Source organism: Plantibacter sp. T3 (assembly GCF_902506515.1).
GTDB lineage: Bacteria > Actinomycetota > Actinomycetes > Actinomycetales > Microbacteriaceae > Plantibacter > Plantibacter auratus.
In genome coordinates this window covers 832,324-853,043 of sequence record NZ_LR733286.1, presented here as the reverse complement: position 1 = coordinate 853,043, position 20,720 = coordinate 832,324, and the positions used below count along the sequence as shown (strand labels likewise).

The following is a 20,720-nucleotide window of genomic DNA, read 5'->3' as shown; positions in this document are numbered from 1 at the left end:
CCGCCGAGTCCGGCGAGCGCGTGGTCATCGCCGACGTGCTCGCCCAGGCGCACACGCGGGCGATCGAGGCCGAGCCGCGCGCCGACGTCCGGGCCGCGCTCGTCACCTCACCAGGTCCCGTCGAGGAGGTCGCGGGTCACGACCAGGTTGAGCACCCGCCAGAGGCCGGAGTGGCCCGGCGTCTGGCTCGCTCGGTTCGGCCACCCCTCGAGGCGTGCGACACGGACGAAGCCGACCTCGTGCCACTGCGGGTCCGTCTTGCGGAAGCGGTGCGGCTGCCAGACGACCGGACGCTCCGGCAGATTGCCCAAGGCCGGCTCGCGCTTCGCTCGCAGCGTCGCCAAGGTCTCCGGCCCGGGGACCTGCTCGCCCACCCAGTCGAGCACGTCGAGCTCGGGTGAGTCGCCGTATCGGGACCGATGGATGCCGGCGACCCGGAACAGGGCGGTCCGTCCGTTCGGCGCCGTGAACGCGAGGACGTCGCCCGGCATCAGGTCGTCCTCCACGTGGCGCCACGATCGACGGAGGCGCTTCGGGGCGGGCTGCGGGCCGAGGAGCTTCTCGCGGAGACGGTCGAGGGCCGCGGTCCGCCTGGCGACCTCCCCCGGGCCCGCTTCAGCCCACAGCTCGAGGTCGGCACCGCGATCGATCGCCGCGAGCGCCCGCGTCCGCACGTCGGGATCGAGCCGGCCGACCTCGCTCTGCGCGGCCGCGAGCGGGATCCAGAGCTCGCCGTCCTCGCGCTCCACCAGGTGGGCGAACGACGCGATGGTCCGTCGCGTCGCCTCGTCGTCCGGCACGCGGTCCTGCACGTACTCGCGGTACTCGGTGCGGATGTCCGACGCCGTGTCGTTCGAGAAGATCGCCGTTCCCCATGCACCCATCCCGGCATCCTGCCAGACCCCTCGCTTCAGCGGCCAGGTGAGGCCCATACGATGGATCCAGCCCGACTCCGAGACGAAGGACGCTGCATGCCATCCCGCCCCACCAAGCTGATCCCGCCGACCTTCTCCCGCACCCCCTCACTCGACGCCGAGGCGGTCGAGTTGAGCGTCGCGATCGAACTCCCCGAGGGCGTCGAGGCGATCGGCCTGGCCGTCGCCCCCGCAGCCGACGGCGCCGGCGACGACATCCCCGCCGCGCTCGGACTCGACCGTGCGGCCCTGACCCGCGCCGGGTTCACCGGCGAGATCGGCCAGACGCTGGTCATCCCCAGCCAGGACGCACCGACGTACATCGCGGTCGGCGTCGGTGCACCCGAAAAGCGCACCCCGGCAGCCCTCCGCGACATCGCTGCTGCCTTCGCCCGTGCGGCATCCTCCTTCGCGAGCATCGGCCTCGACGTGGCGCGCTCGTTCGACCTCGACCCGGCCTCCGCCGGCCAGCTCGTCGTCGAGGGCGCGCTCCTCGCCCGGTACCGCTACACCGAGCTGAAGCGGGAGACCAAGCGCACCCCGCTCGTCGCGCTCCACCTCGTCGCCGGTGCTGAAGACCTCCCGGAGACCGCGACCGGCGCGCACTGCGGTGAGGTCCTCGCCCGCGCGGCGAACCTCGCCCGCGACCTCGCGAACACGCCGCCCGGACATCTCACGGCAACCGACCTCGCCGAGGTGGCCGAGACGCTCGGTGCCGCCAACGGGCTCGACGTCGAGGTCTTCGACAAGGACGCGCTCATCGAGCTCGGTCTCGGCGGCCTGCTCGGGGTCAACGCCGGCAGCGTCGAGGAACCGCGCATGATCAAGCTCCGGTACACGCCGAAGGACGACGACGGCTCGCCGATCGAGGCCGCAGGACACCTCGCGCTCGTCGGCAAGGGCATCATGTACGACTCGGGCGGTATCTCGCTCAAGCCGTCCGACCCGTCCCACGCGGCGATGAAGATGGACATGGCGGGCGCCGGAGCGATCCTGTCCGCCATGACGGCGCTGGAGGAGTTGCACTGCACGAGCAGCGTCACGGCGTTCCTCATGTGCACGGACAACATGCCCTCGGGCTCGGCCACGATGCTCGGCGACGTGCTGACGTTCCGCAACGGCACCACCGTGGAGATCAAGAACACCGACGCCGAGGGTCGCCTCGTCCTCGCCGACGGCCTGAGCCTCGCCGTCGAGGAGGAGCCCGACGCGATCGTCGACATCGCGACGCTGACCGGTGCCGCGATCATGGCGCTCGGCACGAAGACGGCTGCGGTGCACGGGACCGACCAGGGCATCGTCGACCAGACGCTCGCGTCATCGAAGGCCACCGACGAGCAGCTGTGGCAGTTGCCGCTCGAACGCAGCTACCGGAAGCAGCTCGACTCGGACGTCGCGGATCTCGCCAACATCGGCGGCCGGTTCGCCGGTTCCACGCTCGCCGCGCTGTTCCTCGCGGAGTTCGTCGGCGACATCCCGTGGGCGCATCTCGACATCGCCGGCACGATGCTCGTGGAGTCGGACGAGTCCTGGCGGTCGAAGGGCGCGACCGGGTACGGCACGCGCCTCCTCATCGACCTGGCGCTCAACTTCCGCGCCTGACGAAGTACGCGGCGTCGGTGCCCGGTCCCTGAGCCTGTCGACGGGCGGCGACCGGACCGTCGTTCCCCGCGAGCACGTCGACAGGCTCAGTGACCGGATCAGCCCATCCACAACCCGGTCACTGAGCCGCAACCCGGTCACTGAGCCTGTCGAAGTGTCGAAGGCCACCCAGCGACAACCTCCGTTGCCGTTCCGGCAAGAATCACGTGTTCGCAGCCGGTGTCACGGCAGGCTGATGCCATGACCTCCGAGCACGAGCCCGCCATCACCGATCCCGCCGCCTTCTGGGAGCACCGCTACAGCAGCCGCGGCCAGGTGTGGAGCGGCAAACCGAACGCCGCCCTCGAGCGCGAGGTGGGCGGGTTGGCGCCCGGCACCGCACTCGAGCTCGGCAGCGGGGAGGGCGCCGACGCCGTCTGGCTCGCCCGGCAGGGCTGGTCCGTGACGGCGGTCGACATCTCCCCGAGCGCGCTCGCCCTCGGAGCGTCGACCGCGGCAGAGGCGGGCGTCGCCGATCGCGTCTCCTGGGTGCAGGCCGACCTCGTCGAGTGGGAACCGTCGGCGTCGTTCGATCTCGTCACCGCGACGTTCCTGCACTCCCCCGTCGAGTTTCCCCGGGAGGCGGTCCTGCACCGTGCGGCGTCGGCGGTCGCTCCCGGCGGCACGCTGCTCATCGTCGGCCACGCCGGCCCGCCGCCCTGGGCGACCGAGCACATCGCGCACGCGCACTTCCCGACGCCCGAGGAGGTCCACGCCTCGCTGGAGCTGGAGGCGACCGAGTGGGAGGTCGTCACCGCAGGCCTCGTCGCGCGCGCCGCGATCGGGCCCGACGGCGAGCCAGCCGAGCTCGACGACAGCGTCCTCGTCCTCCGTCGCCGTCCCTAACTCAGGAGCGTCGCGGCGTGTCGCGCTGTCCGCCCGGCGTGTCTCAACCGACACGCCGCAGCAGTCCTGAGTTGGGGACACAACAACACCTGCCGCGCATCCCTGGCTCACACCGGATCCTCCCCGTCCCTAACTCAGGAGCGTCCCGGCGCGTCGCACCGCCCGCCCGGCGTGTCGCAGGCGACACGCCGCGGCAGTCCTGAGTTACGAACCGAGGTCGACGGATCAGCTGGTCGGGGGCGCGCCCACGGAGCCGCGCTCGATGAGCGTCTGGGCGAGCACGAACTCCTCCGCGTCGGCCCCCGCCCCACCGATCCGGGCGATCAGCCGGCGCGCGGATTCGGCACCGAGTTCGTAGATCGGCTGGGACACGACGGTGATCGGCGGCGTGGTGAGGCTCGTCCAGTCTGCGTCGTCGAATGCGATGAGCGACACGTCGTCGGGGATCGCGAGGCCGAGTTCGCGGATGGTCCGGAAGACCGCGGAACCGACCAGGCTGTCGGAGGCGATGATCGCGGTCACGGGGTCCCGGTCGCCGAGGACCTTCCGGGTGATGACGTCAATCCCCTCCGCGCGCGCATTGAGGTGGACGGACGCCGCCGGGTCCTCGACGCCGGCCTCGCGGAGGGCACCCGTGAAGCCGTCGATCCGATCGCCCACCGAGGAGGAGCCGACATCGTCCCCTGAGGCATACGGCTCCCCGTGCCCGAGCGTCGAGATGAACGCGATCCGCCGATGTCCGGCGGCGAGGAGGTGCCGGGTGGCCGCGGCCGCCCCGGAGGCGTTGTCGGCGACGACCGTGTCGGCCTCCATGCCGGCCGCACGGCGGTCGAGGAGCACCACGGGCCGCCCTTCGGCGAGCGCCGTTTGTAAACTTCTCGTTTCGATCGAGGAGGCCGGCGTGACGATGAACCCGTCCACGCGCTTGTCGAGGAGGAGCTCGATCGCGGCCGTCTCGGCGTCGACCTCCTCGTCGGAATTGGCGAGGATGAGGTCGAATCCGGCGGCCTGCGCGACGTCGGAGATACCCCGGGTCGCGCGAGCGAAGAAGGGGTTCTCGATGTCGCCGATGACCACCCCGATGGTGTTCGACTTCCCCGTGTTCATGCTCTTCGCGAGGGCGTTCGGGCGATAACCGAGGCGTTCCGCAGCCGCCTGCACACGGTCCCGCACGTCGTCGCTCACGGCCCCGTAGTCGCCGAGCGCGCGGGCCGCCGTGGCCTTCGAGACCCGAGCGGCCTTCGCGACGTCCGACACCGTCGCCTCGCGTCTGCCGGTACCCGGATCCATTGCCATGTGCCCTCCGATGGGGTCTGCTGCGTCGTTGACGTTGTCCGAGAACCAGGGTACTGTCCTGGACAACCTGGTGAGACCGGTCTCAACCTACGACATTGAGACCGGTCTCACCAGCAGAACGACAGCAATGGAGCTGACGGCGTCCACAAGACACGAGCCGACGGTTCCCTCCACGCACCACGAACTCCTCCCCACGATTGGACTCGCCGTGACGAATCGCTTCGCCCTCCGCAGGACGGCCCTCCTCGCCGTCGCTGCGGCGACCGCCCTCATCCTCTCCGCGTGCTCCGGTGGTGCCGGAACCGCCAGCAGCACCGAGGACAACCCGTACGGACTCATCACCCCCGGACAGATCCGCGTCGCCAGCCTCGGCGACTCGAAGCCGTACACCTTCACCGACGCCGACGGGACGTTCACCGGCTTCGACGTCGAACTCTTCACCGACGTCGCGAAGCGGATCGGGATCGACGACGTCGTGTTCACCGGTCAGGACTTCTCCGGTCTGCTCTCCGCCGTCGCGAACGGTCAGTTCGACGTCGGCGTCGCGGCCATCGGCATCACCAAGGAGCGCGAGCAGACGGTCGACTTCTCCGACGGCTACCTCGCCGGGTACCTCACGGTCATGGCGGCGAAGGACTCCGGCATCACCGACGCGGACAGCCTCGCCGGCAAGCGCCTCGGCGTCGTCCAGGGCACCCTCCAAGAGGCCTACGCGGTCAAGCACTTCACCGACACCGAACTCGTGCGCTTCCCCGACAACAACTCGGCCATCTCGGCCGTCAACAGCGGCAGCATCGACGCCCACTTCCTCGACTACGAGGCGGCGAAGGAGTACGCGGCCCAGTACGGGCTCGTGAACGCCATCGACATCCCGTCCTTCGACGCACCGGCCGGGTTCGCTATCGCGAAGGACAAGCCCGAATTCAAGAAGGCCCTCGACAAGGCCCTCGCCGAGGCGATGGAGGACGGCACCTGGAAGAAGCTCTACCAGAAGTGGTTCCCGGGCTCTCCGATGCCCGAGCAGTACCTCCCGAAGGCGGAGCAGACCTCCAGCCCCAGCCCGACCTCGTCGACCGAGTAGTCCCCGTCTCGTGGTGCGGGCCGAGCACCGGCCCGCACCACACCATCCCACCCCTCAGGAGCAGACAGCATGGACTGGCTCGACAGCATCATCAAGACCTTCTTCGACTTCGACGCGATGTGGCAGGTGTTCCCGCAGCTGCTCGGCGTGGGACTCGTCAACACCCTCGTCATCTCGATCGCCGCCACGGTGATCGGGGTCATCCTCGGCATGATCATCGCCATCATGGGCATCTCGCCCTCACGCTGGCTCCGAGTACCCGCGCGGATCTACACCGACGTGTTCCGCGGCCTGCCGGCGATCCTCACCATCCTCCTCATCGGCCAAGGCTTCGCCCGCTTCAGCCAGCAGCTGTTCGGCCCCTCGCCCTATCCGCTGGGCATCCTCGCGCTCAGCCTCATCGCCTCCGCCTACATCGGCGAGATCTTCCGCGCCGGCATCCAGAGCGTCGACCGCGGCCAGCTCGAGGCCTGCCGGGCACTCGGCATGAGCTACGGCAAGGCGATGCGACTCGTCGTGGTGCCGCAGGGCATCCGCCGGGTCCTCCCCGCGCTCGTGAACCAGTTCATCGCCATCGTGAAGGACTCGAGCCTCGTCTACTTCCTCGGGCTCCTCGTCAGTGAGCGCGAGCTGTTCCGGGTCGGTCAGGACGCCGCCGTCCTCACCGGCAACCTCTCGCCACTCGTCATGGCGGGCCTCTTCTACCTCGTCATCACCGTGCCCCTCACCCACCTCGTCAACTTCTTCGACAACCGCTTCCGCACCGGTCGCCGCAAGGCCACCCCGCCGAAGAGCGGCCTCGACGAGCTCGACGAGGTGCAGCCACCCCTGCCAGCCACCACCGGGAGCAACACATGACCTACACCTCTCCCCTACCCGTCACCGACGGACACTTCTACCGCGGCTCGAGCCTGGAGCTCCGCGACGTCTCGATGGCGTACGGCGACATCGAGGTCATCCGCGAGGTGAGCATCGACGTCGAGCCCGGCACCACGACGTGCATCATCGGGCCGTCGGGCTCGGGAAAGTCGACACTGCTCCGCGGGGTGAACCGCCTGCACGAGCCCACCTCCGGCGACGTCCTCCTCGCCGGTGAGAGTGCCCTGAAGATGAAGCCGGAACGGCTCCGGACACGGGTCGGCCTCGTCTTCCAGCACTTCAACCTCTTCCCCGACCACACCGCGCTCGAGAACGTTGCCCTCGCGCTCCGCAACGTGAAGGGCATGTCGAAGAGCGAGTCACTCCGAGTCGCGGCAGCGCGCCTCGACGACGTCGGACTCGGCGAACGGTCGGACCACCGGCCGCGCGACCTCTCGGGAGGCCAGCAGCAGCGCGTCGCGATCGCCAGGGCTCTCGCGATGGAGCCCGAGGTCATGCTGTTCGACGAGGCCACGAGCGCCCTCGACCCCGAACTCGTGAAGGGCGTCCTCAACCTCATGGCCGGTCTCGCGCAGCGCGGCATGACGATGCTCGTCGTCACCCACGAGATGGGCTTCGCCCGCAAGGTCGCCGACCAGGTCGTGTTCATGGACGAGGGCCGCGTGGTCGAGGCGGGGACCCCGACGCAGCTGTTCGACGCCCCGCAGAGCCCCCGCCTGCAGCGCTTCCTCTCCGAGGTCCTCTGATGGCGGCGCGCGTCTCCGGCACGATCAGGACGGGCGTCATCGGCTTCGGCACCTCCGGCGCGGTGTTCCACGCGCCGTTCCTCGCCGCGGATCCCGACTACTCGCTCGACCTCGTCGTGACCTCCGACCCGGATCGACGGGCCGAGGCGCTCGGGCGGTACCCGGGCGTCAAGGTCGTGTCGACCGCCGAGGAGCTCTTCGCCCGAGCCGACGAGCTCGACCTCGTGGTCATCGGCTCGCCGTCCGGCACGCACGCCGCGCTCGCGACAGCCTCCCTGGACGCCGGCCTGCACGTCGTGGTCGACAAGCCGTTCGCCGTCACCGCGGCCGAGGGCCGCGCGGTCGTCGATCGTGCTGCAGCCGCCGACCGCCTCGTCACGGTCTTCCAGAACCGCCGCTGGGACGGCGACTTCCTGACCGTGCGGCGGCTGCTCGACGAGGGCATGCTCGGGCACGTCCATCGCTTCGAGTCACGCTTCGAGTGGTGGAAGCCCGATCCGCCCGCATCGTGGAAGACGGCCGCGACCGCCGCGGAGGGCGGCGGCATCCTCTACGACCTCGGCACGCACGTGATCGATCAGGCCATCCAACTGTTCGGCGAGGTCGAGGACGTCCAGGCTGAACTCGGTGTCGTCCGGCCCGGAGCGGTCGCGGACGACGACGCCTTCGTGGCGCTCCGTCACCGTTCGGGGGTCCGGTCGCACCTGTGGATGGGGTCGCTCGTCGCCCAGGCCGGCCCACGGTTCCGCGTCCTCGGATCCTCCGGTGCCTACACCTCGTGGGGACTCGACGGCCAGGAGCCCGCACTGAAGGCCGGTGCTGATCCGCGTGACGACGGATTCGGTCGGCGTGACCCGTCCGGTTGGGGCGCGATCGGGGTCGACGGTGCAACAGAGCCCGTCCCCATGGCCGACGGCGACTACGTCGCCTTCACCCGCCTCCTCGCGACCGCCCTCCACGACGGCGGTCCTCCACCGGTCGATCCGGCCGACGCGATCGCCGTCCTCGAGATCATCGAGGCCGTCCACGCGGCCGCAGCACCTCACCAGCGCAGCACTCCAGAACAGAAAGAGCAGACAGCATGAGCACCACCACCCAGACCAGCCGACGCGTCGTCGTGATCGGCGGGGGCATCCTCGGAACCTCCAGCGCCGTCGCCCTCGCCCGCCGAGGTGCCGACGTGACCCTCGTGACCGACCGCGCCCTCGCCAGCGGCGCCTCGGGACGATCGCTCGCCTGGCTGAACTCCGCAGCCCAGCGGTCGAGCGAGTACCACGCGCTCCGTGTCCTCGGGATCGACCGTTGGCGGACCTTCGCCGTGCAGGTCCCGAGCGCGGACTTCCTCCGCTTCGACGGCGGACTGATGTGGGCACCGGAGGGCGAGTCCTACACGGAGACCTTCGCCTACGAGCGCGGCATCGGCTACGACGCCCGGTGGCTGGCTCCGGAGGAGGTCGCCTCGGTCACGCCGGGTGTCGATCCGGCCGCCGTGGCTGCGGAGGGCGCGATCTTCAACCCGGGTGAGGGCTGGGTCGAGCTGCCGTCCGTCATCGAGGTGCTGTCCCGCGAGTTCGTCGCCCGCGGCGGACGCATCGTGACGGACGCCGGCGCCGAGATCGCCTCGTCCGGTGGACGTGCCGTGGGTGCGGTGCTCGCGAACGGCGACCGCATCGAGGCCGACGCGGTCCTGTTGGCCACGGGTCCCGACGTCCCGGCCCAGCTCGCCGCACTCGGCATCACGATCGGCGACCAGAGTCCGGCCGCGTTCGTCGCGTTCACGAAGCCCGTCGCATCCGAGCTCGTCGCCGTCCTCAACACGCCGAAGGTGGCGGTCCGTCGCACCAGGGAGGGCGGCTTCGCGCTGGACTCCGCGTGGTCGGAGGAGGAGATCGAGGTCCGTGACGACGGCTCGCTGCACATCTCGGACTCCACTGTGGAGCGGCTGTTGGCCGAGGGATCGCGAGTGCTCGCCGGCAACCCGACCCTCGAACTCGACCACATCGGGGCCGGCTACAAGCCGATCCCGGGTGACGGCGAGCCGGTCTTCGGTGCGGTCCCGCAGCTGCCGGGACTCTTCACGGCCTTCAGCCACAGCGGTGCGACACTCGGGCTCATCGCCGGTGAACTCCTCGCGGACGAGATCGTCGACGGCGAACCCTCGCCGCTGCTCGCGACCTTCCGACCCGAGCGGTACGCGGAGTCGCCCGTCCCCGCGTAGCCCTGGCCGGTGCACAACTCAGGACGGCCCCGGCGGGTCGCATCGGCCACCCGGCGTGTCCGGCGGGACGCGCCGCACCGGTCCTGAGTTGTGAACCCCTGCCGTCCCCAACTCAGGAGTCGTCCGGCGCGTCGCAAGCGCTCCAGCCCGACACGCCGAAGGAATCCTGAGATAGGGACCCCGCATCGACGCAGAACGCCCGTCGCACTCGTGGAGTGCGGCGGGCGTTCTGCATTGCGGGGTGCGACTAGTCGGTGCCGGAGTCGAACGCGGCGCCCTCGGAAGCGAGGTCGGTCGCGCGCTCGAGGGCGTCTGCGGTCGGGTCGAGGAGTTCGCCGCCCAGGATCTCCTGCGCCTCACCCTGCTCGAGCTTGCCGACGAGGTCGGCGGTCGCGCCGCCGACGATGCCGGCCGCTGCGTACTGCTCGAGCCGCGAGCGCGAGTCCGCGATGTCGAGGTTGCGCATGGTGAGCTGACCGATGCGGTCGTCGGGACCGAACGCTGCGTCGCCGACGCGCTCCATCGAGAGCTTGTCGGGGTGGTAGCTGAGGCCCGGGCCCGAGGTGTCGAGGATCGTGTAGTCGTCGCCGCGGCGCAGACGGATGGAGACCTCGCCGGAGACGGCGGAGCCGACCCAGCGCTGGATGGACTCGCGCAGCATGAGCGACTGCGGGTCGAGCCAGCGGCCCTCGTACATGAGGCGGCCGAGTCGGCGGCCCTCGTTGTGGTAGTTGGCGACCGTGTCCTCGTTGTGGATCGCGTTGAGCAGACGCTCGTACGCGATGTGGAGGAGCGCCATGCCGGGGGCCTCGTAGATGCCGCGGCTCTTCGCCTCGATGATGCGGTTCTCGATCTGGTCGCTCATGCCGAGGCCGTGACGACCACCGATGGCGTTGGCCTCGAGGACCAGCGCGACCGCGTCGGCGTACTCGACGCCGTTGAGCGCGACCGGGCGACCGGCCTCGAAGGTGACGGTGACGACCTCGGAGGCGATCGCGACGTCTTCACGCCAGAACGGCACGCCCATGATCGGCTCGACGAGTTCCATGCCGGAGCTGAGCTCCTCGAGGCGCTTGGCCTCGTGGGTGGCGCCCCAGATGTTGGCGTCGGTGCTGTACGCCTTCTCGGTGGAGTCGCGGTACGGGAAGTCGCGGGCGACGAGCCACTCGCTCATCTCCTTGCGGCCACCGAGCTCGTTGACGAAGTCGACGTCGAGCCACGGCTTGTAGATGCGCAGGCGCGGGTTGGCGAGCAGACCGTAGCGGTAGAACCGCTCGATGTCGTTGCCCTTGTAGGTGGAACCGTCGCCCCAGATGTCGACGCCGTCCTCCTTCATCGCGCGGACGAGCATGGTGCCCGTCACGGCGCGACCGAGCGGCGTCGTGTTGAAGTAGGTCTTGCCGGCGTTGCGGATGTGGAACGCGCCGCACTGGAGGGCGACGAGGCCCTCCTCGACGAGCGCCGACTTCGCGTCGACGAGGCGCGCGATCTCGGCGCCGTACTCCTTGGCGCGGTCGGGGACGGCGCCGATGTTCGGCTCGTCCGCCTGGCCGATGTCGGCGGTGTAGGTGCACGGAATGGCACCCTTCTCGCGCATCCAAGCGACGGCGACGGAGGTGTCGAGACCTCCGGAGAAGGCGATGCCGACGCGCTCGCCGACGGGGAGGCTGCTCAAGACTTTAGACACGCCTGCGATTCTACGGGTTCGCGGGGAGTGGAGCACGTCGCCGCCGGTACCGCCTCGCCCGGGCCGGGGGACGGCTGGGGCTGGGGCGATATCGACGGCGACGCTGCTGTGAACCGGACGGATCGGACCAGGTCGGCTCAGGCGCTGTTCGGGTCTCGCGCCATGAGCTTCACGAGTGCATCGGGATGACGATTCGTCGACTCCAGAGTGATTCTCGCAGCGTCTGTCGGTCTTCCGCATGTCCCACTACTGGGGTCATCGGCAGGGGGCGACAGGCTCCGCGAGAAGCGGCGCTACCAGATGGTGACGCGCTCCTCGGGGGCGAGCCAGGCTGCGTCGGATTCGGTGACGCCGAACGCCTCGTAGAAGGCGTCGATGTTCCGGACGATCTGGTTGCAGCGGAACTCGTTCGGCGAGTGCGGGTCGATCGACAGCAGTCGGATGACCTCCGCGTCGCGTCCCTTCTGCTGCCAGGCCTGCGCCCAGGAGAGGAAGAACCGCTCCGCGCCGGTGAGGCCGTCGATGACCGGCGGCTCCGCACCCTCGAGCGACAGCAGGTACGCCTTCCAGGCGATACCGAGCCCGCCGAGGTCGCCGATGTTCTCGCCGATCGTCAGGGCGCCGTTCACGTGGTGGTCGGGCACCTGGGCGGGAGCCAGCGCGTTGTACTGCTCGATGAGCGACGCGGTGCGCTCCTCGAACGCCGCGCGGTCGGCCTCGGTCCACCAGTCGGTGAGTCGGCCGTCGCCGTCGAACTTCGATCCCTGGTCGTCGAAGCCGTGCCCGATCTCGTGACCGATCACAGCGCCGATGGCCCCGTAGTTCGCGGCGGCGTCGCGGCCGGCGTCGAAGAACGGATACTGGAGGATGGCGGCCGGGAACACGATCTCGTTGAAACCGGGGTTGTAGTAGGCGTTGATCGTCTGCGGCGTCATGAACCACTCGTCGCGGTCGAGCGGCTTGCCGATCTTGCCCAGCTCTCGGTCCATCTCGAACCGGCTGGCACGACGGACGTTGCCGAGCAGGTCGTCGGCTTCGAGCTCCAACGCCGAGTAATCGCGCCACTTCACGGGGAATCCGATCTTGGGCGTGAACTTGTCGAGCTTCTCGAGCGCGCGCGTGCGGGTCTCGGGGCTCATCCACTCGAGGTTCTCGATGCTGTCGCGGTACGCCTCGACGAGGAAGCCGACGAGGACGTCCATCTCGTCCTTCGACGTGGCGCCGAAGTGCCGGTCGACGTAGATGCGGCCGACGGCCTCGCCGAGCATGCCCTCGACGAGCGAGACGCCGCGCTTCCAGCGCTCGCGCTGCTGCGGCGTGCCGGTGAGGGTCTTGCCGTAGAAGTCGAAGTTGGCGCGACCGAACTCCTCGGAGAGGTACGGAGCGGCACCGTGGACGACCTTCCAGGCCAGCCAGTCCTTCCAGGACTCGAGCTGCTCGGCGACGAGGAGCTCCCCGAGGCCCTCGAGGAAGCTCGGCTCACGCACGACGATCTCGGCGAACACCGCATCGGCGGCGCCGATCGCATCGCGCCAGACGGCGAGGTCCGGGCCGTCGAGGTCGGCGCCCGCGGCGAGCGCCGCAGCTTCGTCCCACGAGTAGAGGTTGTACGTCTTTTCGCTGTCGCGGGTGGCGACGTTGTCCCAGTGCTTGGACGCGATCGCCGTCTCGAGGGCGAACACGCGGTCGGCGCGTGCGGCAGCGTCGTCGATGCCGGCGAGCTCGAACATCGTCTGGAGGTGTGCGCGGTAGGCCTCGCGGATCTCGGCGAAGGTGTCTTCACGGAAGTAGGACTCGTCGGGCAGCGTGATGCCGCCCTGTTCGGCGAAGACGAGGTAGCGCTCGGGGTTGCCCGGGTCGTTGTCGACGAAGAGCTGCAGGAAGCCGCCGACGCCCTCCGCCTCGAACTCGCCGGACAGGCGGAGGAAGGACTCGATGGAGTCGACCGCTGCAACGCGGGCGAGCTGGTCGGCGAGCGGGGTCGCTCCGAGGGCGTTGGCCCGGTCAACGTCCATGAAGCTGGCGTACAGGGCGCCGATCTTCACGCCCTCCTCGCCGTCGGGGTTCGTCTGCGACTCCTCGATGATGTCGCGGACGGCGTTCTCGGCGTCTTCCGCCAGCTGGTGGAACGATCCCCAGCGAGCTTTGTCGTCGGGGATCTCGGTGCGGTCCATCCACTTGCCGTTCACGTGGCGGAAGAGGTCGTCCTGCGGCCGCACGGCCGGGTCGAGTTCGGAGCGGTCGATGCCGGAGGCGAGCTGCGCGTCAGTCATGCGGATCAGCCTAGCGACGGCACCTGACCACGGCTCGGGTGTTCTCTCAGAGCGGGCGTGCCGCTCTGGACCGAGTCCTGTGGAGGAGCGTCGCGAGCGTTTCGGGGAACGAGGGACTACCGTTGACCCACCCGGCCGGAAGGAGCCCGCGTGGACTGGTTGGCCGACTTCCCGCCCGGCGTCCTGCTCCTCGTCGTCTTCCTGGTCGTCGCGGTCGAAAGCCTCGGCGTGCCGTTGCCGGGAGAGACCGTGCTCATCGGGGCGACCCTCCTCGCCGCGTCGAGCGGCCTGAACCCGGTGTTCGTCGCCGCCGCGGCCGCCGGTGGTGCGATCCTCGGCGACTCGATCGGGTACTGGATCGGCAAGCGGTACGGCCGGCGGCTCCTGTCGGTGCTGAACCGCAGATTCCCGAAGCACGTGGGGCCGAAGCGACTGGGCGCCGCGGTGCACCTCATGCGGCGGTGGGGGCCGTGGGCGGTGTTCGTCGGACGGTTCATCGCCGTCCTCCGCATCTTCTCCGGACCGCTCGCGGGCATGTTCCGCATGACGTACCCGCACTTCCTCGTCGCCAACGCGGCGGGTGGCATCGCCTGGGCCTCGCTCGTGGTGACGGTCGTCACCGTCCTGGGGAGTGCCGCGACCGAGTTCCTGCACCGCTTCTCCTGGGCGGCGCTCGCGTTGGCCGGTGCCGCGGCCGTCGTGATCGCGGTGGTCGTCGTGTTCCGGATCCGTCGTCGGGCCGCCCGGCCGGCCGCCGATCGCGCGCCCGTGTCGATGACCGAGGCGGAGCTCGACGAACTGCTGTCTCCATCCGGGTCGGTCCCGGCCACGACCGACGCCGACGCCCGAATGGACACGCCGACCACCCGGGCCGCCAGCTCGGCCCCCGTCCGCACCGATTTGCGCGCCGCGATTGCCGTCGTCCTGACGCCGCTGCGCTGGGCCCTGCGGACGACCCCCGCGACCACCGCCTTCGTCACCGTCTTCGTCGCCCTCGGCGTCGTGACCGGTGGCCTGTGGCGCACGATCGACCAGGCCGCCTGGTACCCGGCGTTCGCGTACGGGGTGCCGAGCCTTGAAGCCGGGCGCTGGTGGACGGTCCTGACGGGCATGTTCATCACCGCCGACCCGCTCGCCTACCTCATCGCGATCGTCGGCGCGGCCGTGTTCGGCGGGTGGGTCGAGGTCCGATTCGGCACGCTGCGGGCGTCGGCGATCTTCGTGGCCGGCCATCTCGTCGGTGTCTTCGGGGCCCTCGGTGCGGCCCTGGCGTTGGCTCGGCTCGACTGGCCGTGGGCGCAGTCCCTCGTGACGACGCTCGACGTCGGTCCGAGCTGCGGCATCCTCGCCTGCGTCGCGACCGCGACCGCGTTCATGCGTTCCCCCTACCGGCTGCGCTGGCGGCTGCTGCTCCTGTCGTGGGTGTCGATCGCGCTCCTCTACGTCGGGAAGATCGACGACCTCGAGCACTTCATCACGACGGTCGTCTTCGTGATCGTGGCCCGCCTCCTCCTCGGCGAGCACCGGTCGACCCCACGACCCACCATGCGCGACTGGCGGCTGTTCGCCGTCTCCGGGCTGCTCGTGATCGGTGCGGTGCAGCTGCTCGTCACCCTCGTGCCGCTCGACGGGCCGCTCGGTTCGACCACCCTGACGCAGGGCTCGATCCTCGACGTCGGGGTCGACACCATCGCGATCCTGGTGATCGCGAACTGGCTCCGCCGTGGTCATCGCTGGGCCTGGTGGGCGGCGATGGTGCTCACCGTCGGCAACCTCCTGGTCACGCTCGCCCTCATCGCCCTCGCCTGGCTGGCCCAGGTGCCGGTCGTGGCGTCGACCATCTGGATCTCCGCGAGCGTCCTGTGGGCGGGACAGGCGGTGGTCCTCGTGCTGTCGCGCCACGCGTTCCGGGTCGCGGCGAACCAGACCAGGCGACGCCTGCCCGGGGCGATCGGTCCGGGTGCGCGGCGAGCGCGCGCCAAGGCGGCGCAGCTGCTGCGCGAACACGGCGGCGGACCGCTGGCGGCCTCGGCACTCCGACCCGAGAACCGGGTGTTCGTCACGGCCGACGGTGGACACGCGGTCGCCTACCAGCAGCATGCCGGCGTCGCGCTTGCCCTCGGCGAGCCGATCGGCGACCCCGGCGGTGCAGTCGCCGCGGTGTCGGCGTTCGCGACGGCGGCCGAGCAGGAGGGGCTCACACCGGCGGTCTTCGCCACCCGCGACGCGCGCATCGTGCCCGAGGGGTGGCGGGTGTCGCCGCTCGGTCGAGACCTCGTGCTCGACCTCAGCGGGGCTGATGCATCAGAACCCGCTGGTCCGGACGATGCGACGGGAGCCATCGGCGCGGATCCGACGACCTCGATCCTCCTGGCCGCTCGCGAACTGCCGTGGGAGCTCCGTAGCCAGATCCGCGCGCTGTCGTCGGTGTGGGTGTCCGACCGGCACGTGCCCGAGCTCGGTCTCACGGTGGGTTCGAGCATCGACGCCCCCGATGGCGACGACCGGGAGCCGACCGCGGTCCGGGTCTCCGTCGTGACGGACGCCGCAGGCACCGTGCTCGCGGCGGTGTCCTGGTTGCCGATCCCCGGCGCCGGCGGCACCGTGCACGGGTGGGCGCTCGACGCGGTCCGTCGTGCTCTGCCGGACGACGACGCCGACACGGCTGCGGCTGCGGCTGCGAGTGCGGGTACAACGTCGGAGGAACACACCAGCCGAGCCGTCGAGCAGGCCATGACCGACGCCTGCCGACGATTCGCGTCCGAAGGCGCAGCCATGGTCTCGTTCGCTGCTTCCGGGCTGGCACAGGACGGCACCGAGCCCGACGGCGTCGCCGTGCGCACGATGGCCGGCATCGCCCACCGGGTCGACCCGCTCGTCGGCTTCGCGGAGATCGCCGACGTCGCCGAGCGCCTGGGCGCCACCGCCGTGCCGCTGTTCCTCGCCTGCCGCGAGGACGCCGACCAACCGCGGGTCGCCTACGCCGCCGCGGCCGGCTTCCTCACGGGCATCCGTCTCCGCGACCTCCCTGGCCTGAGCGGGTCGCTGCTCGCGCGGTAGGACGTCGACTCGTCCCGCCTCGGACGGCGACGCGGCGTGTCACCACCCGCGGCTAGGCTCGGCGGGTGACCACGGGACCGGACAGGCGACGACTGCGACCCGTCGACCGCGACATCCTCCGGCTCGCGGTCCCGGCGCTCGGGGCGCTGATGGCGGAGCCGCTGTTCCTGCTCGCCGACTCCGCGATGATCGGCCACCTCGGCGTCGTGCCGCTCGCCGGCCTCGGGGTCGCGAGCGCGGTCCTGCAGACGGTCATCGGACTCATGGTGTTCCTCGCCTACGCGACGACGCCCGCGGTCGCCCGGCGTCTCGGACACGGCGACGAACGCGGCGCGGTGTCGCTCGGGGTGGATGGGCTCTGGTTGTCGCTCGGGCTCGGTGTCGTGATCGGTGCGGCCGGATGGTTCCTCTCCCCCGCGCTCGTCGGGCTGTTCGGTGCGACGGACGCCGTCGCCCAGCAGGCCGACACCTACCTCGGCATCTCGATGCTCGGCATCCCCGCCATGCTGCTCGTCTTCGGTGCGACCGGGCTCCTCCGCGGCCTGCAGGACACCACCACGCCCCTCGTGGTCGCCGGCGCCGGGTTCGCCGCGAACATCGGCCTCAACTTCCTCTTCATCTACGGCCTCGGACTCGGCATCGCGGGATCCGCCATCGGCACCGTCATCGCGCAGTGGGGCATGGTCGTCGCCTATCTCGTCGTCGTCCTACGCCATGTGCGTCGGACAGGAGCGAGTCTCCGCCCGCACCGCGCCGGCCTCGGTGGCGCGGCCCGTTCCGGCGGATGGTTGTTCCTCCGCACGGTCAGCCTCCGCGCCGCGATGCTCATCGCCGTGTTCGTCGCGACCGACCTCGGCACCGACGAACTCGCCGGGTTCCAGCTCGTCATGACCCTCTTCGCCACCCTCGCCTTCGCACTCGACGCCCTCGCGATCGCCGCGCAGGCGCTCGTCGGCAAGGGGCTCGGGGCCGGCGACGTCGCAGGTGTGCGTGCCGTCCTCGTCCGCTGCCTGCAGTGGGGCGTCGGCTCGGGGATCGTGCTCGGCCTGGTCATCGCGCTCGCGAGCCCGGTCATCGGCCTGCTCTTCACGAGCGACCCCCACCTCGCGACGCTCATCGTGCCCGCGATCATCGTGCTCGCCGTCACCACCCCGCTCGGCGGTGTCGTCTTCGTCCTCGACGGCGTCCTGATCGGCGCCGGCGACGCGAAGTACCTCGCGATCACCGGGCTGCTCAACACGCTCGTCTTCCTGCCGTTCGCGCTCGCGGTCCTCGCCTGGGCACCCGGCGGGCAGACCGGGCTCACCTGGTTGGCGCTCACCTTCTTCGTCGGCTATCTCGGCGCGCGCGCGACCACCCTCGGGCTCCGCGCCCGCACGACGACGTGGATGCGCACCGGGGCCTGACCGACAACTGGGGAGTTGTCCCCATTGAGGCTGCCGCCTCAGTCCCCCATCCTGGACCTGAGCATCCGTCAACGCTCACGATTCCAGGGGGAACCACCATGTCACTTCGCTCCGCTCACCACCGTCTCCGCGTCTCCGCGGTGGCCGCCGTCGCCGTCATCGGGCTCTTCGGGCTCGCCGCCTGCAGTAGCGGCGACGCACCGGCCGACTCCGAACCCTCGACGAGCGCCACGACCGCGCCCGAGGCCACGGAGGACGCTGCCCAGGAGGAGCCGGCATCGGGCGCGACGAAGTGCACCGAAGAGCAGGTCAACACGCTCAGCGCAGCCAGCGGCGTCGCGGTCCCGGCGGCCGCTGTCGCCGCGGCGAAGGCCACCTTCGCTCCGGCCGCCGTCCTCGGCGACCTGCCGACCGTGTGCATCCTCAGCTACGAAGCGGGTGACGCCTCGGGCAGCTACGCCGTCCTCTCCGGCGGCGCTGCCTCCCTCACCGCAGCGGCCGCGAACGCGACGGCCGGTGGCGCGAGCGTGACCGAAGCCGCCGGCACGTTCACCGGATCGCTCGACGGGCTGACGATCATCGGGATCCCGTTCACCCAGCTCACCCAGGAGACCGCCGGGTTCGAGAACGTCGAGGACCTCGTCGTCGTCGTCTCCACCGCGGCGCTCGGCTGAGCCGCCCCAGCGTCACGCCAGCGCCCATCCACCCTCGTCGGGTGGGTGGGCGCTCGTGCTTGTCGACCCACCGAGCAGACGCGGCGGGGAATCAGGCCGCTCGCGCATCAACCGATCGGTGGATACGAGGATCAGCCCCTCCACCGCTACCGGTGCGCGTCCCAGCGGACGAGCATGGACACCATGAGCACACGACCGATCATCGAGGTCCGCGAGCTGCGCAAGCAGTACGGCGATTTCACCGCCGTCGACGGGGTCTCCTTCGACATCCACCCGGGTGAGACCTTCGCCCTCCTCGGCCCGAACGGCGCCGGGAAGAGCACCACGATCGAGATCCTCGAGGGCTACCGGCACCGGACGGGCGGCGAGGCGAGCGTCCTCGGTGTCGACCCGGCGAAGGGCGGTCTCGACTGGAAGGCCCGCCTCGGCATCGTCCTCCAGTCGAGTGCCGAGGCCGCCAACGTCACGGTCCGGGAGCAGCTCACACAGTTCGCCCGGTACTACGCGGACCCGCGGGATGTGGACGAGGTCATCGAGGCGGTCGGGCTCACGAACAAGGCGGGCACGCGCATCGGCAAGCTCTCGGGCGGCCAGCGTCGTCGGGTGGACGTCGCGCTCGGGGTGGTCGGCCGCCCAGCCCTCCTGTTCCTCGACGAGCCGACGACCGGGTTCGACCCCGAGGCGCGTCGGCAGTTCTGGGAGCTCATCCGCTCGCTCAAACGCGACGGAACGACGATCCTCCTCACCACCCACTACCTCGACGAAGCCGCCCAACTCGCCGACCGCGTCGCCGTCATCGCGGCGGGTCGACTCGTGGAGATCGGCGCGGTCGACGAGATCGGCGGTGCCGAGGCCCGGATCCCCGTGGTGCGCTGGCGCGACGAGCACGGCCTCCATGAGGAACGGACCGAGGTGCCGGCCGCACGGGTCGCCGATCTCACGGCGACACTGGGGGGAGAGCCGCGCGACCTGGAGGTCATCCGTCCGAGCCTCGAGGACATCTACCTCGGGCTCGTCCACGCGGCCGACGGCGCTGCGTCGTCGACCGCCCCATCAGCAGCACCGTCACCGGCCACGCAGGTCACCACGACAGGAGTCAGCGCATGACCACCATCGACCGCACCACCAACGCGCTCGTCCCGTCACTCCCCCACGGACGCACCCTCCGACTCGGTGCGAGACGGATCGGCTACGAGACCCGCATCTACTTCCGCTCCGGCGACCAGGTGTTCTTCACCTTCCTCTTCCCCGTCGTGATGCTCGCGATCTTCTCGACCGCGTTCAGTGCGATGGGGAACGTGGGCGAGGCACCCGACGGCACCGGCGGGGTCAGCCAGGCCGCCTTCTACCTCCCCGGCATGATCGCCGCGGGCATCCTCCTCTCGGGCGTCCAGAACCTCGCGACCGACATCGCGACGGAGAAGAGTGACGGCACGCTCAAGCGCCTCGGCGGCAGCCCGCTCCCGGTGATCTCCTACTTCCTCGGGAAGATGGGGCAGGTCCTCGTCACCTCGGTGCTCCAGATCGCGCTGCTGCTCCTCGTCTCGCGGTTCCTGTTCGACGTCACCCTGCCGTCCGAGCCCGAGCGGTGGCTCACCTTCGCCTGGATCTACCTGCTCGGCATCGCGACGTCGGCCGTCCTCGGTATCGCCCTGTCGGCGCTCCCCCGCACGGGTAAGAGCGCGACGGCCGTCATCATCCCGATCGTGCTCGTGCTGCAGTTCATCTCCGGCGTCTACCTCTCGTTCACGATGCTCCCCGAGTGGCTGCAGAACGTCGCGAGTGTCTTCCCGCTCAAGTGGATCGCGCAGGGCATGCGCTCCGTATTCCTGCCGGAGGGGTTCGCCTCGCAGGAGCCGTCCGGTGGCTGGGACCTCCCGACGGTCGCGCTCGTCCTCGTCGTCTGGGCGATCGTCGGCCTCGTCCTCACCCGCCTCACCTTCCGCTGGGTCCGCCGCTCCTAGCTCGCGAACTGTCAGTTCCGGTGGGTGTACGCCGC

The 20,720-nt window shown here is 70.4% G+C and carries 16 protein-coding genes; 12 read left to right on the top strand and 4 right to left on the bottom strand.

The window, feature by feature from the left end; genetic code table 11:
- Window positions 1–107 precede the first annotated feature (107 nt).
- On the bottom strand, window positions 108–884 hold the full coding sequence (locus tag GV015_RS04155; protein ID WP_159876775.1) for a hypothetical protein: 777 nt from the start codon (window positions 882–884) through the stop codon (window positions 108–110).
- Window positions 885–971: 87 nt separating this feature from the next.
- Between GV015_RS04155 and GV015_RS04150 the strand changes: the two genes are divergently transcribed.
- Complete coding sequence (locus tag GV015_RS04150) at window positions 972–2,516, top strand: leucyl aminopeptidase (protein WP_159876773.1); 1,545 nt, start codon at window positions 972–974, stop codon at window positions 2,514–2,516.
- A gap of 240 nt (window positions 2,517–2,756) precedes the next feature.
- The gene (locus tag GV015_RS04145; protein WP_159876771.1) at window positions 2,757–3,401 is read left to right on the top strand and encodes a cyclopropane-fatty-acyl-phospholipid synthase family protein; all 645 of its coding nucleotides are present in this window, start codon (window positions 2,757–2,759) and stop codon (window positions 3,399–3,401) included.
- Window positions 3,402–3,626: 225 nt separating this feature from the next.
- On the opposite strand, the gene GV015_RS04140 is transcribed toward GV015_RS04145, so the two are convergent.
- Window positions 3,627–4,697, bottom strand: a complete 1,071-nt coding sequence (locus GV015_RS04140; protein WP_159876769.1) for a LacI family DNA-binding transcriptional regulator — start codon at window positions 4,695–4,697, stop codon at window positions 3,627–3,629.
- A gap of 208 nt (window positions 4,698–4,905) precedes the next feature.
- Between GV015_RS04140 and GV015_RS04135 the strand changes: the two genes are divergently transcribed.
- From GV015_RS04135 to GV015_RS04115, 5 genes are all read left to right on the top strand, one after another.
- On the top strand, window positions 4,906–5,778 hold the full coding sequence (locus tag GV015_RS04135; RefSeq protein WP_371416533.1) for a transporter substrate-binding domain-containing protein: 873 nt from the start codon (window positions 4,906–4,908) through the stop codon (window positions 5,776–5,778).
- Window positions 5,779–5,847: 69 nt separating this feature from the next.
- Window positions 5,848–6,636 carry an amino acid ABC transporter permease gene (locus GV015_RS04130; RefSeq protein ID WP_079704476.1) on the top strand — a complete coding sequence of 263 codons (789 nt, stop codon included), beginning with the start codon at window positions 5,848–5,850 and terminating at the stop codon, window positions 6,634–6,636.
- Complete coding sequence (locus GV015_RS04125; protein ID WP_124767959.1) at window positions 6,633–7,403, top strand: amino acid ABC transporter ATP-binding protein; 771 nt, start codon at window positions 6,633–6,635, stop codon at window positions 7,401–7,403. Before GV015_RS04130 ends, GV015_RS04125 begins: the two co-directional genes overlap by 4 nt.
- Window positions 7,403–8,488: a Gfo/Idh/MocA family oxidoreductase gene (locus GV015_RS04120; protein WP_159876765.1), complete on the top strand. Its 1,086-nt coding sequence runs from the start codon at window positions 7,403–7,405 to the stop codon at window positions 8,486–8,488. The genes GV015_RS04125 and GV015_RS04120 overlap by 1 nt, the downstream gene beginning before the upstream one ends.
- Window positions 8,485–9,621 (top strand): FAD-binding oxidoreductase, encoded by a 1,137-nt coding sequence (locus tag GV015_RS04115; protein WP_159876763.1) that lies wholly within the window; start codon window positions 8,485–8,487, stop codon window positions 9,619–9,621. The genes GV015_RS04120 and GV015_RS04115 overlap by 4 nt, the downstream gene beginning before the upstream one ends.
- Before the next feature lie 247 nt (window positions 9,622–9,868).
- On the opposite strand, the gene argG is transcribed toward GV015_RS04115, so the two are convergent.
- On the bottom strand, window positions 9,869–11,308 hold the full coding sequence (gene argG, locus GV015_RS04110; protein ID WP_079704472.1) for an argininosuccinate synthase: 1,440 nt from the start codon (window positions 11,306–11,308) through the stop codon (window positions 9,869–9,871).
- Between the two features lie 293 nt (window positions 11,309–11,601).
- A complete protein-coding gene (locus GV015_RS04105) occupies window positions 11,602–13,581 on the bottom strand; it encodes a M13 family metallopeptidase (protein ID WP_159876761.1) in 1,980 nt (659 codons plus the stop codon).
- Window positions 13,582–13,731: 150 nt separating this feature from the next.
- On the opposite strand from GV015_RS04105, the gene GV015_RS04100 reads away from it, so the two are divergent.
- The 5 genes from GV015_RS04100 (at window position 13,732) to GV015_RS04080 (ending at window position 20,685) form a co-directional block, all read left to right on the top strand.
- A complete protein-coding gene (locus GV015_RS04100; protein WP_159876759.1) occupies window positions 13,732–16,641 on the top strand; it encodes a VTT domain-containing protein in 2,910 nt (969 codons plus the stop codon).
- Window positions 16,642–16,706: 65 nt separating this feature from the next.
- Window positions 16,707–18,047 (top strand): MATE family efflux transporter, encoded by a 1,341-nt coding sequence (locus GV015_RS04095; RefSeq protein ID WP_236555326.1) that lies wholly within the window; start codon window positions 16,707–16,709, stop codon window positions 18,045–18,047.
- A 98-nt stretch (window positions 18,048–18,145) separates the two neighbouring features.
- Complete coding sequence (locus GV015_RS04090; RefSeq protein WP_159876757.1) at window positions 18,146–18,721, top strand: hypothetical protein; 576 nt, start codon at window positions 18,146–18,148, stop codon at window positions 18,719–18,721.
- Between the two features lie 183 nt (window positions 18,722–18,904).
- On the top strand, window positions 18,905–19,828 hold the full coding sequence (locus tag GV015_RS04085; RefSeq protein ID WP_159876755.1) for an ABC transporter ATP-binding protein: 924 nt from the start codon (window positions 18,905–18,907) through the stop codon (window positions 19,826–19,828).
- On the top strand, window positions 19,825–20,685 hold the full coding sequence (locus GV015_RS04080; RefSeq protein WP_159876753.1) for an ABC transporter permease: 861 nt from the start codon (window positions 19,825–19,827) through the stop codon (window positions 20,683–20,685). Before GV015_RS04085 ends, GV015_RS04080 begins: the two co-directional genes overlap by 4 nt.
- Window positions 20,686–20,720 lie beyond the last annotated feature (35 nt).

What these genes read in the sequence shown, in the direction of transcription:
- GV015_RS04130 (WP_079704476.1), top strand. Translation starts at nt 5,848, where the DNA reads ATGGACTGGCTCGACAGCATCATCAAGACCTTCTTCGACTTCGACGCG.
- GV015_RS04145 (WP_159876771.1), top strand. Translation starts at nt 2,757, where the DNA reads ATGACCTCCGAGCACGAGCCCGCCATCACCGATCCCGCCGCCTTCTGG.
- GV015_RS04125 (WP_124767959.1), top strand. Translation starts at nt 6,633, where the DNA reads ATGACCTACACCTCTCCCCTACCCGTCACCGACGGACACTTCTACCGC.
- GV015_RS04080 (WP_159876753.1), top strand. Translation starts at nt 19,825, where the DNA reads ATGACCACCATCGACCGCACCACCAACGCGCTCGTCCCGTCACTCCCC.
- GV015_RS04140 (WP_159876769.1), bottom strand. Translation starts at nt 4,697, where the DNA reads ATGGCAATGGATCCGGGTACCGGCAGACGCGAGGCGACGGTGTCGGAC.
- GV015_RS04150 (WP_159876773.1), top strand. Translation starts at nt 972, where the DNA reads ATGCCATCCCGCCCCACCAAGCTGATCCCGCCGACCTTCTCCCGCACC.
- GV015_RS04155 (WP_159876775.1), bottom strand. Translation starts at nt 884, where the DNA reads ATGGGTGCATGGGGAACGGCGATCTTCTCGAACGACACGGCGTCGGAC.
- GV015_RS04090 (WP_159876757.1), top strand. Translation starts at nt 18,146, where the DNA reads ATGTCACTTCGCTCCGCTCACCACCGTCTCCGCGTCTCCGCGGTGGCC.
- GV015_RS04105 (WP_159876761.1), bottom strand. Translation starts at nt 13,581, where the DNA reads ATGACTGACGCGCAGCTCGCCTCCGGCATCGACCGCTCCGAACTCGAC.
- GV015_RS04120 (WP_159876765.1), top strand. Translation starts at nt 7,403, where the DNA reads ATGGCGGCGCGCGTCTCCGGCACGATCAGGACGGGCGTCATCGGCTTC.
- GV015_RS04085 (WP_159876755.1), top strand. Translation starts at nt 18,905, where the DNA reads ATGAGCACACGACCGATCATCGAGGTCCGCGAGCTGCGCAAGCAGTAC.
- GV015_RS04115 (WP_159876763.1), top strand. Translation starts at nt 8,485, where the DNA reads ATGAGCACCACCACCCAGACCAGCCGACGCGTCGTCGTGATCGGCGGG.